The sequence below is a fragment of the Paraburkholderia sp. MM5477-R1 genome (assembly GCF_050436385.1).
In the GTDB taxonomy this organism is placed as follows: domain Bacteria; phylum Pseudomonadota; class Gammaproteobacteria; order Burkholderiales; family Burkholderiaceae; genus Paraburkholderia; species Paraburkholderia tuberum.
Map to the genome: position 1 here is coordinate 134,474 of NZ_JBNDMC010000008.1, position 14,179 is coordinate 148,652.

Annotated in this window: 12 protein-coding genes; 6 read left to right on the plus strand and 6 right to left on the minus strand. The window is 63.9% G+C overall.

Going from position 1 to position 14,179, the window contains the following annotated elements:
- Positions 1-28: 28 nt before the first annotated feature.
- Entirely contained in the window at positions 29-1,696 is a 1,668-nt protein-coding gene (locus OKW35_RS42370; RefSeq protein ID WP_429555202.1) for an ATP-binding domain-containing protein, read from the minus strand.
- A gap of 182 nt (positions 1,697-1,878) precedes the next feature.
- On the opposite strand from OKW35_RS42370, the gene OKW35_RS42375 reads away from it, so the two are divergent.
- Positions 1,879-2,505, plus strand: coding sequence for a glutathione S-transferase family protein (locus tag OKW35_RS42375; protein ID WP_187629783.1), 627 nt, complete (start codon positions 1,879-1,881; stop codon positions 2,503-2,505).
- A 26-nt stretch (positions 2,506-2,531) separates the two neighbouring features.
- Here the strand turns inward: OKW35_RS42375 and OKW35_RS42380 are convergent, their stop codons facing one another.
- Positions 2,532-3,227: a potassium channel family protein gene (locus tag OKW35_RS42380; protein WP_429555203.1), complete on the minus strand. Its 696-nt coding sequence runs from the start codon at positions 3,225-3,227 to the stop codon at positions 2,532-2,534.
- Positions 3,217-4,458, minus strand: coding sequence for a TrkH family potassium uptake protein (locus OKW35_RS42385; protein ID WP_429555204.1), 1,242 nt, complete (start codon positions 4,456-4,458; stop codon positions 3,217-3,219). Before OKW35_RS42385 ends, OKW35_RS42380 begins: the two co-directional genes overlap by 11 nt.
- Positions 4,459-4,718: 260 nt before the next feature.
- On the opposite strand from OKW35_RS42385, the gene OKW35_RS42390 reads away from it, so the two are divergent.
- Complete coding sequence (locus tag OKW35_RS42390) at positions 4,719-5,318, plus strand: Fur family transcriptional regulator (RefSeq protein WP_429555205.1); 600 nt, start codon at positions 4,719-4,721, stop codon at positions 5,316-5,318.
- 148 nt (positions 5,319-5,466) lie between these two features.
- On the opposite strand, the gene OKW35_RS42395 is transcribed toward OKW35_RS42390, so the two are convergent.
- Positions 5,467-5,991 (minus strand): response regulator, encoded by a 525-nt coding sequence (locus OKW35_RS42395; RefSeq protein WP_184067100.1) that lies wholly within the window; start codon positions 5,989-5,991, stop codon positions 5,467-5,469.
- Between the two features lie 515 nt (positions 5,992-6,506).
- Between OKW35_RS42395 and OKW35_RS42400 the strand changes: the two genes are divergently transcribed.
- On the plus strand, positions 6,507-7,238 hold the full coding sequence (locus OKW35_RS42400; RefSeq protein ID WP_184067097.1) for a ribonuclease activity regulator RraA: 732 nt from the start codon (positions 6,507-6,509) through the stop codon (positions 7,236-7,238).
- A gap of 47 nt (positions 7,239-7,285) precedes the next feature.
- On the opposite strand, the gene OKW35_RS42405 is transcribed toward OKW35_RS42400, so the two are convergent.
- Positions 7,286-8,098: a TetR/AcrR family transcriptional regulator gene (locus tag OKW35_RS42405; protein ID WP_429555206.1), complete on the minus strand. Its 813-nt coding sequence runs from the start codon at positions 8,096-8,098 to the stop codon at positions 7,286-7,288.
- Between the two features lie 75 nt (positions 8,099-8,173).
- On the opposite strand from OKW35_RS42405, the gene OKW35_RS42410 reads away from it, so the two are divergent.
- The 3 genes from OKW35_RS42410 (at position 8,174) to OKW35_RS42420 (ending at position 12,637) form a co-directional block, all read left to right on the plus strand.
- Positions 8,174-9,685 (plus strand): MDR family MFS transporter, encoded by a 1,512-nt coding sequence (locus tag OKW35_RS42410; protein WP_429555207.1) that lies wholly within the window; start codon positions 8,174-8,176, stop codon positions 9,683-9,685.
- Between the two features lie 431 nt (positions 9,686-10,116).
- Entirely contained in the window at positions 10,117-11,307 is a 1,191-nt protein-coding gene (locus OKW35_RS42415; protein ID WP_429555208.1) for a hypothetical protein, read from the plus strand.
- A 256-nt stretch (positions 11,308-11,563) separates the two neighbouring features.
- Entirely contained in the window at positions 11,564-12,637 is a 1,074-nt protein-coding gene (locus OKW35_RS42420; RefSeq protein ID WP_184067085.1) for a TAXI family TRAP transporter solute-binding subunit, read from the plus strand.
- Between the two features lie 45 nt (positions 12,638-12,682).
- Here OKW35_RS42420 and OKW35_RS42425 read toward each other — a convergent pair whose 3' ends face one another.
- Complete coding sequence (locus OKW35_RS42425) at positions 12,683-14,122, minus strand: PLP-dependent aminotransferase family protein (RefSeq protein WP_090806069.1); 1,440 nt, start codon at positions 14,120-14,122, stop codon at positions 12,683-12,685.
- Positions 14,123-14,179 lie beyond the last annotated feature (57 nt).

The following is a 14,179-nucleotide window of genomic DNA, read 5'->3' on the forward strand; positions in this document are numbered from 1 at the left end:
TTGTGGGCGCAGCGCCCGAACGCCGCCGCTACCTGTCCTTCGCCTCGCGCAACTGCAAATGTCGCGCGGCCCGCTGCGACGCGACGACGATCAGCTTCATCGTCGCGCGCGTCGCGCCGACGAACAGCTTGCGCGCGCTGCGTTCGTCGAACGCGTCGAAGTCGATCTCGGTGAAGATCACGCACGGCGCCGCCTGCCCCTTGAAGCGGTAGATCGACTCGAACAGCACGTCGCCTTCACGATACTCCGGGTTGCCGAACAGATCGTATTTGCCGGTGAAACTGCGCAGCCGATGCGGTCCGAGCTGATCGAGCGCGCTCATCGCCGAGCCCTCGCGGCCGCGGAACGACAGCACCGCGATGTCCTGCTTGCGAAAACCGAGCGATAGCGCCTGCGTGATGGCGCGCTTGGTTGCGTCGATACTGCTTTCGGCGCCCTGCGCTTCGTCGTAGACCGACACCGAAACCTCGGAGCCGTCGAACGGACTGCCCGACGTCAGTGCCGCGGCCAGCGGCACCGACGCGCCCAGCACGTCGCGCAGATAATCGAGGATGTCGCGAGGACTGCGGTAATTGGTGGTTTCTCTCATCGTGGTCCAGCCGGGCAACGAGACCGGCTCACGCATGTACAGATTCTGCAGTGGGTCTTCGAGCCACCACCACGCGGCGCCCGGCCGCAGCAGCCGCTCGAGCGCGGCAAACCATGGCTGCTGGAAATCCTGCCCTTCGTCGACGATCAGTACGTCGAATTGCCAGCGCGGTTCGATCGGCGTGTCGGCGAATACGGCCTCCAGTTGATCGAACACCTGCGCCGACCGGAAATCGGGCGCGCGGCCCGCGTCGCGCGCGATCCAGTCGCAAAGCTGGTGATAGTTCGCGACTTTCGCCTCCGGCGGCGCGACCCGCGCGATGTGATCGGCGAGCGGCCGGTTGAAGCACAGGTACAACGGCCGCTCGCCGCGCGCGACCGCGTCCTTCATCACCTGCACCGCGAGTTGCGTCTTGCCGCAGCCCGCCGTGCCGATCACGCGCAAACGGAACGGCGCGAATTCGAGCCGCCGGGCCCATGTCGCAAGTCCGCCCGAAAGGCGCGTGACGAGCGTGCCCGCCTGCCCGACGAGCGCGCTCGTGTCGGGCGTCAACGCGAGTTCGTCGGCGAGAAAGTGGTGGATTTTCGCCGCGCAGGGAAGCCGCGGTTCATCGGCCGGCAGCGCTTCGCGGACGATCGCCGCGAGACGCTCGCGCCGCGTAGCGTCGACGATGCGCGCGGGATTCACGCCGGCGATCGCCGCATCCTTGACGATGTGATCGGGACAGTACAGCAGTTCCTCGATGAAATAGGCGCCCGCGCCGAACGCCGCGGTAAAACGCCGGTGCAGACTCTCGATCGTATGGGCGAGCGCGATCGCGACGTTTCGCTCGGTTTGCAGATACACCTTGACGAGCCCCTTCGGCGTTTCGCGCAGAAAGCCGGTCTTCTGCTCGATGATCAGCAGGCGCCCGGCGGGACTCACGATCACGAAATCGGCCTCGCCGAACACGGAGAAGTTCTGGTTCAGGCGCGTCCAATGCACGCCGTGGTAGACGGTGTAGTCGGCGGGCAGTGCCTTTTCGAGCAGCGCGAGCGTTTCACGTTCGCGCGCCGCCGCGCCGGTCGCTTCGAGGCTCTTCCAGTCGTCGGGAACAATGCGGGCCATGCGGTGCCTCAATGAGTTGGGATGCGTGTTTTCAGCGGGCAATCCGGAGTGCGGTCATTGTACGCAACGCAATGTCGGCCGGGCGCCCCGTCGCGCAAAGGCGCGCACATCGTGTATCGTTACTGGCTGAACGCCGCGCATGCCGCGCGGCTTGCCAACCGTAAGAGAAAAGGATTTACCGGATGATTACGATCTGGGGACGCGCCAATTCGGTCAACGTCCAGAAGGTCTTGTGGTGCTGCGACGAACTCGTGCTGCCGTTCGACCGCATCGACGCGGGCCTGCAATTCGGCCGCAACAACGAACCCGACTATCTCGCGATGAACCCGACCGGCAAGATTCCGACGCTGGTCGACGACGACTTCGTGCTGTGGGAATCCAACTCGATCCTGCGCTATCTGGCGATGCAATACGGCGAATCGAGCCTGCTGTATCCGGGCGAGCCGAAACTGCGCGCGAGCATCGACCGCTGGCTGGACTGGTCGCTGTCGACGCTGCAGCCAGTGGAACGTCCCGTGTTCTGGACCCTCGTGCGCACGCCCGAGGCCGAGCGCGACGCCGCCAAACTCGCCGCCGACGCGAAGGCGGTCACCGTCCTGTGGCGCCTGCTCGACACGCATCTGCAGGGCCGCTTCTTTCTCGAAGGCGACAAGTTCACGCTCGCCGATATCGTGATCGGCGCGTACGCGAAGCGCTGGTTCGGCCTCGACGGTTTGCAGCGGCCGTCGCTGCCGAGTCTGGAGCGCTGGTATTCGCGTCTCACGACGCGTTCCGGGTTCAAGAAGTATGTGGATTTCCCGTTGACCTGAGCATGGCGCGGGTCGGCTGAAACAGTTCAGGTATTCGCGCGACCCGCAAACTCTTCAACCCTGCTCGCGGGGCCCGACACGATCAGCAGATCCCCCGGCACAACAACCGTGTCAGGCCCCGCGTGCTGGAACTCTTCGCCAGCGCGCCTGACGGCCATGACCATGACACCGAACGCCTCCAGAACGCCGCAATCTGCGAGCGGACGGTTGTGTGTCGGCGCCGGGGCATGAATCGCGGCGACGGCAAATCCTTCGCCGAATTCAATGTAGTCCACGATTCGGCCTGTGATCAGGTGAGCGATCCGTTCACCCATCTCCGCTTCCGGATAAACCACGTGATGCGCGCCGATGCGCTGGGCAATCTGGGCGTGTTCCGTGGTCACCGCCTTCAGCCAGATGTCCTTGATCTGAAGTTCAGTTAGGGCCATCAGGGTCATCAGGCTCGCCGAAAGGTCGCTTCCAATGCCCACGATCGCATGAGGGAAGTCGGCAACGCCCAATTGACGCAGGGTATTCACGTTGGTCGAATCGGCCTGGACGGCATGCGTCAACCGGTCCGCCCATAACTGCACCTGCTGCTCGTCCCGGTCGATTCCCATCACGTCATGGCCAAGCCGAAGCAGCGACTGGGCCACGGCACAGCCGAACCGCCCCAAACCGATGACGACCACACTGTCGCCTTTCGAAAAAGCGAGCGAAATCTTGAACAGGTCAGCCAACAATTGGATGCTCCTCGGGGTAGCTATATTGCGCACGCCGCTCAACCAGTATTAACGACGTTGCAAAGGTAATGGTTCCAACCCGGCCGACGTACATCAGCGCGATGATCACGAACTGTGCCGGCGCAGGCAAATCACCGGTGATACCCGTTGACAGACCGACCGTACTGAATGCCGAAATAACTTCGAAGATGACCTGATCGGTAGGGAAATCGGTGATGTGCAAAATGATCACTGTGCCAACCGTGATCATTACGGCACCCAGCGCCACCACGGTAATCGCTTGCCGCTGCGCCGACGCGCTGACACGGCGCCCAAACGCTTCGATATCGCCACGCCCGCGGATCTCTGCGATCACCAGCAAGGCCAGAATGGCGATGGTGCCGATCTTGACACCCCCTGCCGTCCCCGCGCTGCCCCCGCCAACGAACATCAGGAAGAAATGCAGGGCCCAGCTGTCATGACTCATTGCGCCGATGTCGAGCGAGTTGAATCCCGCCGTGCGCGCGGATACCGAGGCGAAAGCTGCCGAAAGGAGCTTCTCTCCTAACGGCATCGGACCCAAGGTTTGCGGATTGCTCCATTCGAACAGCAGCAACGCAAGAAATCCGCCGAGCAGCAGCGCCCCCGTGACCACTAAAGTGAGCCTGGTGTGCAATGAAAGCCGACGGGCACCCCGAAGTTTTTCCCGCAGATCGTATAGAACCGGAAACCCGATTCCGCCGACGACAATCGCGACCATCACCGGTACCAGCATCGACGCGTCGGCGGCATAGCGCATCAGACTGTCCGGGTGAATTGAAAAGCCCGCGTTGTTGAACGCGGAGACCGCATGGAACCATCCACTCCATGCGGCCTCGCCCCATTGGATGTTGTACCCGAGATGAAGCCTGACCGTCAGCCAGAGTGCCGTGGTCAGTTGAGTGACGAGCGTCACGACGAGCACCAGGCGCGCCACGCTGCCGATGTCCCCGAGACGGAGCGTGTGCGTCTCGACCTGGGTGATCAGCTTCGCTCGCAGCGGCAAGGACCGGTTGACCATGAGTCCCAGCAAGGTGGCTGCGGTCATCATGCCGAAACCGCCAATCTGAAACAGGCCGAGGATGACCCACTGTCCAAAGCTTGACCAGTAGGTGCCCGTATCGACAACGACGAGTCCGGTCACGCAGACCGCGGAGGTAGCGGTAAAAAAAGCGCTCAGCCACGGCGCTGCCTCACCTTTGGCCTGCGACAAGGGCAACCTCAAAAGGAGCGTCCCTGCGGCAATCGCAAAGAGAAAGGCTAAGGCTACTGCCCGCGATGGGTGAAGCAGTTGTCTCATCGAGATCCCATCAAACATATTCAGCGACTGACTGACAAAGAATAGGCATTTTTTGCCAGTAAAGACCCTATTTTTCGTTTGTTGTCAGTTGTAAGCCAAATCTGGGGAATCCCGATTCTCTCGACGCTTCGACCGGCGCGGCACTTGCATCCCCCTGCCTCTATAATCGACGCATGAAAACCGCCAAGCCCGCCGCGACCGGCCGTCCGGTCGCTCCCACACCTGCCTCCCCCGCCGCCGATGCACACGATCATCGAGCGCATCACGACGTGCACGAGCCGTCGCACGCACATGGCCCGTCGCAGGAAGCGGCTCTCGCACTCGCCGAGGAATATTGCCGCGAACGCGGCGAAAAACTCACGCCGATCCGGCGCAAGGTGCTCGAACTGCTGCTGAACTCGGGACGCGCGACCAAGGCCTATTCGCTGCTCGACGAAATGCGCCAGATCCACGCCGGCTCGGCGCCGCCGACCGTCTATCGCGCGTTGGATTTTTTACTGTCGGTGGGGCTCGTGCATCGGATCGAATCGATCAATGCGTTCACGGTCTGCCATGATCTGACGCAATGCCAACACGGCATTCTCGTCGTATGCCAGCAATGTGGCAGCGTCACCGAATTGCATCAACCGAAGCTGCGTCAGGCCCTCGTCGCGCAGATCGAGGACGCGGGCTATCGGCTCGCGAGCGACGAAATCGAATTGAAGGGATTGTGTGCCGCCTGTCAGGCGGCCAAAGCGGCCAGCGCGGCCGCGCCGGTGGCCGCGGCGAAATAGCGGCGCGCCACATTGGGTGCGCAACGCTGTGTGACGCGCTGCAAAGCGTCGATGGCCGTGCGCTGCTTCGAGAAACGACATCTTCCCGCCGCGCGCCGGCCTGCTCTGTCTAAGACCCGCTCCCACGAGAGCCGCTGCGAAGCGTCGATCAACCCGCCGCGCGGGCGTCGATCGCGTCGTGCAGCAGCGTCACGAGCGCTTCGGGTAACGCGGGCTTGGTCATGAAATGCTGGAAGCCTTCGCCGATGCTGCGCAGGCGGTATGCGTCGTCGGTATGGCCGGTGAGGGCCACCGCCACCGAGGGGGAATGACCGCCGCAAATCTCGTGGTCGCGCAGCCGCTGGATCAGATAGAAGCCATCCATGGCCGGCAAGTCGAGGTCGCAGACGACCGCGTCGGGAAGCAACCGCATCGCCGCCACGACGCCCTCTTCCGCATCGGCGACCGCGCAAACCTTCGCGCCTTCCGCCTCGAGTAACAAGGTCAACGATTCCCGGCTGTCCGGGTCGTCCTCCACCAGCACGATCGTGGCCTGATCGAGCCTCATTGCTGCGTTCATCGTATGTTGTTGCTCTGAAAAACCGGTTAGGCCGTCCGAGGGGGCGGAGGTTTCACTTTGTATTTCACTTTGCTGATTGCCGCCGATTCGCGCGGCCAGGGTGTTGCTATCCATGGTTCCGACCCGATTTCGCACGCCGTGTTGCAGACAGGTCCGCGCTTGTAAAACATTGCGCAACATCTTCCCGAGTACAACGCTTGCGCACGGTAACGCGCCAAAATTGCACGTCGATGAAAAAACGGCGCTCGACGCGCACCGCGATTTAGCTGCTCAGTGTCCGCAGTTTTTCCGCGGCTCGCCGATCGCCGGCACCCGATGTTCCGGCGCGGTTCGTACGAACCCCGTTCGTACGGCCTTCCCCGCCCGGTATCGATTCTGCCCTTCGTATTGTTTGCACAACGCGGCGCTGCCGTTCGTTTTGCGTCGCTCGCATCCGACGACACTGCAAGCACGTCGCATGCCTCGTTGCAGCGGTTCGCGTCACGTAAAGAAGGGCTCGGTCGCGGTTGCCGATGTCGCGCGATGAATGGCGCTGGCCTGCTAACCGGTGGTGTCGCGGCGCTATCATCGTGGGCGCGCACGCGCACCTACCGATGCCCCCTCATCTCAACCCGAGGTCAACCGACACCATGTCCGCCACATCGCCCGCGCTTTCCGCCGCGACGCTCGACATCCTTCGTCACGTCAGCACCGCCACGCTGACCACGCAGCTATTCAAGCGCGGTCTGCGCAACACCTTCATGCAGGGCGTCGCGCCGCTCGGTCCGCGGCGCGGCGCGAATCTGGTCGGGCCGGCGTTCACGCTGCGCAACATCCCATCGCGCGAAGACATCGACGTACTGGAGCTATTCGCGGACCCTGAATACGCGCAACGCAAATGCGTCGAGACCATTGCGCCGGGCCACGTGCTCGTGCAGGATTGCCGCGGCGAGCGCGGCAGCGCGTCGTTCGGTTCGATTCTGTCGCTTCGTTTGCAGGTGCGCGGTGTTGCCGGGATGGTGTCCGACGGCCCGGTGCGCGACAGCGCGACGATCGCCGCGCTCGACATGCCGGTGTTTTGCGCCGGCGCGAGCGCGCCGCCCAATCTGATCCGCCATCACGCGGTCGATATCAACGTGCCGATCGGCTGTGGTGGAGTCGCGGTGTTTCCGGGCGACGTGATCGTCGGCGATGTGGATGGAGTTGTGGTAATTCCGCTGAAGATGGCCAGCGACGTCGCGCAAGCCGCCGCCGGACAGGAACAGCTCGAGGCGTTTCTCACCGAAAGGATTCGCGCCGGCGCCGCGCTGCCCGGCACCTATCCGCCGAACGACGAGACGAAGGCGGCGTTCGACGAGTGGAAGAAAAATCGCAAAATCTAGGGCCCTTTCAAACGACGCGGCGACCGGTGCGCCACACGGGCGCCAGTTCAATCGCCCTCGCCGGGCCCGATACCCTGCAACAGCAACGCCACCGCGTGCCGCGCAATCTCCGCACCGCCGATACTGTGGCGCAACGGATCGTTGCGCCACAGCTTCGAGGTGGCAAGCGGCAGAATCGTCATGCCGAGCAGCGTGACGAACACGAGCGCGGGTTCGAGCGATGCATTCAGGCGCCCCTCCTTCTGCCAGCGCGCGATCGCCAGCAGCGACGCGTTCTGATGCGCGAAACCAAAGCGCTCATGCATGCGCTGGCGCAGCAGCCCGCCGTCGCTGATCACTTCGCGCACCCACAGCGACGCGAACCACGGGTTGTCGCTCGCGATCTGCACGAGCCGCTCCGTGAGTTGCGTGATTGCCGCGACCGGATCGTCGGGATTCTCCTGAAACGACAGCCCGAGGCTCGCGCGCAACGGTACGAAACACTCGTCGATCAGCACATCGAGCAGTTGATCGCGCGTCTTGAAGTAGTAGTGCACCATCGCGGGCGTGACACCGGCCTCGCGGGCGATCTCACCCAGCGATGTCTCGACGATGCCCTGCCTCGCGAACAGCGTCAGCGCGGCGTCGAGCAAGCGCGCACGCTGCGCGGGACCGCGCGCGGCGCCCGACGGCCGGCCGGGGCGGCGGGCGGCCGATCCAGCCGGTGCGCTGCTGCCGATATTCGCGGCATGAATATCCGTTGCCGCTGCCGTGAGTTTGGGCTTCGACGCGTCGCGCTCTTTCGCGGCCATTCGCGCGGGCGGCCCCGTATGTGCCACGGCATTGTGCGCCGCGGCGTCGTCAGGCGAGATCCTTGTCATTGCATTGAATTTGACGTGAGAGGCGATGTCACATATATTAATCTCTCAGTTAATTAATTTCAACGCGTTGCCGCCATGGAACAACCCGCTACGACCCTGTCAGTCAACCCCGCGCCCGCGGCCGACCATCCGCCGATCCGGCTGCTGTTTCCGGCGCTGCTGCTGGTCATGCTGCTCGCCGCCCTGGACCAGACGATTGTCTCGACCGCGCTCCCGACCATCGTGGGCGAACTGGGCGGGCTCAATAACCTGTCGTGGGTCGTGACCGCCTACCTGCTCAGTTCGACGATCGTCGTGCCGCTGTACGGCAAGTTCGGCGACCTGTTCGGCCGCAAGATCGTGCTGCAGACGGCGATCGTCATCTTTCTCGTCGGCTCGGCGCTGTGTGGCATCGCGCAGAACATGAGCCAGCTGATCGTGCTGCGCGCGCTGCAAGGGCTCGGCGGCGGCGGCCTGCTCGTCGTGACGATGGCGGCGATCGCGGACGTGATTCCGCCCGCTGAGCGTGGCCGCTACCAGGGCGTATTCGGCGGCATCTTCGGTCTTGCCACCGTCATCGGTCCGCTGCTCGGCGGCTTTCTGGTCGAGCACCTGACGTGGCGCTGGATCTTCTACATCAACCTGCCGCTCGGCATCCTGTCGCTCATCGTGATCGGCGCGGTGTTCAAGCCGCACGTGCGCCACGTGAAGCACACGATCGATTACATGGGTGCCGCGTTTCTCGCCGGCGCGCTGACCTGCATCATCCTGTTCACGAGTCAGGGCGGCACGATCCTGCCGTGGTCGTCGCCGCAACTGTGGTTCACGCTCGGCATGGGCCTCGCAGCGATCTGGGGATTCATTCACGAAGAACGCAGCGCGGTCGAACCGATCATGCCGCTCGGACTGTTCAAACAGCGCACGTTTCTGATCAGCAGCCTCGTGAGCTTCATCATCGGCGTATCGCTGTTCGGCTCCGTGACGTTCATTCCGCTCTATCTGCAGGTCGTGAAGGGCTCGACGCCGACGCAAGCCGGCATGCAGATGCTGCCGATGATGGGCGGCCTGTTCATCCTGTCGATGGTGACGGGCCGCGTGATCAGCAAGATCGGCAAGTACCGGCTGTTCCCGATCATGGGCACGTTCCTCGTCTCCGTGGCGATGCTGCTGCTCGCGCGCCTGCAGATCGATACGCCGATTCATGTGATGTATCTGTACATGGGTCTGCTCGGCTGCGGCCTCGGCATGGTGATGCAGGTGCTGGTCCTCGCGGTCCAGAACACCGTAGAGTTCAAGCATATGGGTGTAGCGACATCGGGCGTCACGCTGTTTCGCTCGATCGGCGGCTCGATCGGCGTGGCCGGCTTCGGCGCGGTGTTCTCGAACGGCCTCGCCGGACGCCTCCAAAAGCTGATCCCGCCCGACACCGAACTTCCGCAGGCATTGGGTCCCGCAGCGATTCATCAGCTGCCCGAAGCATTGCGCAACGACTATCTGCATGCGTTCGCGGGTGCGTTGCACACCGTGTATCTGTCGGCCGCATGCGTCGTGGTGCTCGCCTTCGTGCTCGCATGGCTGCTGAAGGATCATCCGTTGCGCAAGCACTGAGCGTACTTCGACGCCTGATCGGGAAGCTGATGTAAACGCGTACCGGCAAGCGCCAGATAGCAGGTTGATCACGAGGCCGCACGCACGACGCGTCGGCCTCGTTGTTTTTTTGTCGCGCTCGCTTCATGCAGCGCGATGCTTCCGGGTACCTTCCATTTGTCGTGAAACAACAGACACATACACTCGTTTCGAATGTATGGCCAGGGTTTCTTCATACCTCCGAATGAGCGGTAGCGCACACAATCCAGGGACCAACCGCGTTGACGTCCCCCGTGAAACGCCACATATTGGAACCCGTGGAAACGCAGCCGCTGCCTACGTCTCCACGACTTCCGGCGCATGTGGATCGTGATTCCGCGGACAAGGCTCCTGCCTCTACACGATCCGAAGCATGCCTTTACGGCATCGTTTTCCAAAGGTGGGTCCACGGCATGTCCACCCAGACAGCAACCGGCCAAACTTTCCCCACGCCCTGCAAACGCTGCGGTGGCGCACTGTACCGACAAGTCGACGCCTGCCCCTACTGTGGCGCTGCGCATCCGTTCGACCAGGACGATCCGCACATCCGCACCGGTATTCCAGGCAGCCGTGCGAGCGCCACGCACAAGCCCCTGCCCCGTTTCGACGACGAACTCGGCAGACGGGACGAGCCCGCCATCGCCGCTGCCGCGATGGCGTCCGAACCCCTGTTGCAGACCGAGCCGGTCATGCACACGGCGCTCGTGTCGACCGACACCACTATCCCACCTTACGAAGATCCGATGTATGCGCCGCCCAACACTGCGCAGACGATTTGGCGCGTGCTGTACGTGATCGGCGCGGTTGTCGCAATCGGCCTGACGTATGTCGCTTATACGCTATTCAGCGACGGCGGCGAATCGGAGGATCAAGGCGTGGAGCAGATTACGCCGGATGCCAGAACAACGACCGGCATGATCGCGCCGCTTGTGTCCGCCCCGGTGATTGCTCAAGCACAGACCATGCACGCGCCGGCCGCGGCCAAGCCTGCGCCACCGCCCGTGACCGCACTGGCGGCGAAGCCCGCGCCCGTCGTGCCCGCGGCTCCTGTCATTCCAGCGACACCAGCTGCGCCGCCTGCCGCGCCGCCGATGGCCGCGACGCCCATGCGGCCCGCGCCGCAATTCCACGACGCCGGACAAGCATTGCAGGTCGCGAAGACAGCGTTCCGCGCGAACGATCTGTCCGCCGCCCAGGCCGCTCTCGCCGCCGCGCAAACGTTACAACCCGGAAACAGCGACGCGCAGGGTCTGGCCGATCAGATGCGGCCGCTCGTCCAGCGTCGCGATACTGCGCTACAGGCCGCGCAGGCCTGCGTCGCGCAGCAGTCGTGGCCGTGCGCGCGCCAGCACGCGAACGAGGCGCTCGCGATCGACAGCGGCAACGACGCGGCGAAAGTGATCCTCGAGCGCGTCATTCGCGAGACCGGCTGGGCGCCGCTGACTCCGCCGCATGCGGCGACGACGGATGCCGCGCCGGGCGCGCCGCTCGCGCAAGCGCAAGCGCAGGCACCGCTGCCCGTCGGCATGCAAGCGCACGGCGAACGGGTCGTGACTGCAACGAACGTCGGCGTCGTGAGAACCGCGACGCCGCGGAGCAACTAGCGCTCACGCGCGACGCGACGGTCCGAACCTGGTCCCGGAGACGCAAACTGCTGCGCCGTCGCGCAAAAACATTGCTTCGCATACCAGATCAAATGGCCGCCGTCTGTGCCGATTCGCACATTATCGTGTGTGCTCTGAGCGGAAACAGACGGAGCGACCCTGGCAGCAGTTTGAACATGACAGGGCAACCGGATCACTGGTGCTTCCACGCGCCACGCGTGAAGCGGGATCAACCTGACCGATAGGTAGAAAGATCATGCTGAAGAGACTCCTCGCGGGCTGGCTGGGCTTGGTGGTACTGGTCGTATGTTCGCTGGCCGGCGCGGAACCGGCGCACTACAAGATCGTCACCGGGCCGGAGCGCGGCACATATATCCAGATCGGCAATGACCTGTCGAAATGGGTGGCCCAGCCGGTTGGCATCGACCTCGAAGTGGTGGCGTCGAAAGGCTCGGCCGAAAACGTGCAGCGCATGCGTTTCGAGCCCGGCGTGAAGCTCGCGCTCGTGCAGTCCGACGTGTATCAGGCGTTCATCGACATGGCCAACTCGGGCAACCCCGATGCGGGCACGACGATCCGGCCGCTGCGACTGATCATGCCGCTCTACGACGAGGAAATTAACGTCGTCGTACGGGCGGATTCGCCGCTGAAAACGCTCGCCGACATCAAGGACAAGACCATCAGCGTCGGCCTGCTAGGCAGCGGCACCGCGCAGTCGGCGACGACGCTCTACCGCCTGATGTTCGGCCAGCCGATTCCGGAGCAGAACGTCGTGCATCTGAGCAACGAGGACGCGCTCGCCGCGCTGATCGTGAAGAAGATCGACGTCGCGATCATCGTGGTCGGGCAGCCGGCAAAGCTGTTCAACGACATGAAACCCGACCTGCTGTCACAGTTGCGTCTGTTGCCCGTCGATCCCAACGCGCCGGAGACGAACCGCGCGAAGCAGACCTACTTTCCGACCACGATCCACCAAAGCAGCTACCCAGGCTGGTTGAAGGAAGACGTGCCGGGTCTGACCGTCAAAGCATTTCTGGTCACCTACGATTACGGCTTGCGCGACACAGTCAGCAATCTGAATCATTTCGCCGACTCGTTGTGCGCGAACTTCGACAATCTGCAGGAGCATGGCCATCCGAAATGGAAACAGGTGAAGCTCGAATTGCCGACGCTCGTTCGTGGGTGGAAGTACTACGGTCCGGTCGAGAAGCATCTGCGCGCGTGTCTCGCGAACCGCAGCGCGGCGATCAGCGCGGCGGCCGCGCAACCCGCGCCGAAACCGCACACGCCTTGCTCGGAAGAAGAACGGATGCTTCTGCTGTGCAAATAACGCTGTAGCGGGGGACCGCGAACGCCTGCTTCGCCTGAGTTCGTCTCAGACCCGCTCGCGCCCCGCGCCGGCCGACACCGTGCACGCTTGCATCGCCCGTTGCAATGCCTCGTACACCTTCGGGCGATTGCATTGCGACACGTTGAAACGCAGAAAGCCCGCCGCCGCTTGCGACGCGCTGAACACGTTGCCCGGCGCGAACACGACGCCCGCCGTCAGCGCATGACGGGCGATGTCGGCGGCATCGAGCGCCCCGGGCAAGCGCGCCCACACGAACAGGCCCGCGCGCGGCCGTGTCCAGATATCGAGGCCCGCATAGCCGAGACGCCTGATGGTCTCTCCCATCGCATCGGCCAGCTTCGCGCGCATCGCCTCTAGATGACGCCGATAGGTACCGTCGACGAGCATCCGATGCACGACGCTCGCCGCGAGCTGACCATTGCCGAACGATGTCGCGAGCTTCAGATCGATCAACGGCTCGACCCATTCGGCGCGTGCCGCAATATAGCCGCAGCGCACCGCCGCCGACAGCGTCTTCGAAAAGCTGCCGATCGACACGACGCGCGCGAGGCCGTCGAATGCGGCAAGGCGCGGCGCGGCTTCGTCTTCGAAGTCCGCGAAGATGTCGTCCTCGACGATCAACAGATCGTGCTCGCCGGCGAGCTTCAGCAGCCGGTGCGCGACGGCCGGCGCGAGCGTCGCGCCGGTCGGATTGTGGATCGCCGAGTTCGTCACGTAGAGCCGCGGACGCTGCTCGACCAGAACGCGCTCGAACGCCGCGAGATCCGGTCCCTGCGGCGTGTACGGCACGCTCGCGATCCGCACGCGATGCGCGCGCAACAACGCCTGAAAATTGAAATAGCAAGGATCGTCGATCAGCACCGTGTCGCCGGGTTCGAGCAGGAAGCGGCACACGAGATCGAGCGCATGGGTGCCGCCGTCGGTCAGCAGGATCTGCTCGGGCGGCGCATCGACCCCGTGCGCGGAAAGCCGCCACGCAAGCTGCTGACGCAGCGCGGGCAAGCCAGCCGGGCTCGCGTAATCCGCGAGCAGCGATTGCGGATCACGGGCAACCGCGCGCAGCGCGCGCCGCACGCCATCTTCCGGCAACCACGAAGCCGGCATCCAGCCGCAGCCGGGCTTCAGCGCTTTCGAGCCGGTCTCCAGCGACTGCCGCGTGAGCCACAGCGGATCGACCTCGCGATCGAGCCGCGGCCCGAGATCGGCGAGCGCGAGCGGCGGCGCATGGCCCGACACGAAGAAGCCCGAGCCGCGCCGCGCGATGATCACCCCTTCCGCAACGAGACGGTCGTAGCCTTCCACCACGGTCGACTTGGACACGCCGAGCGTGTCGGTCATCGCGCGGATCGACGGCACGCGGGCGCCCGGCATCAGCGAGCGGCTCGCGATACGCTCCCGCAGATTGTTCATCACGAGGCCGACACGCGTGCCCGGCACCGTCTCGTTGTTCTCGCTTTCCGCCATCTGTACTGCTCCCATGTTCGGTACAGTTTTGACGAACTGTACTGATCTGTAGCTTAA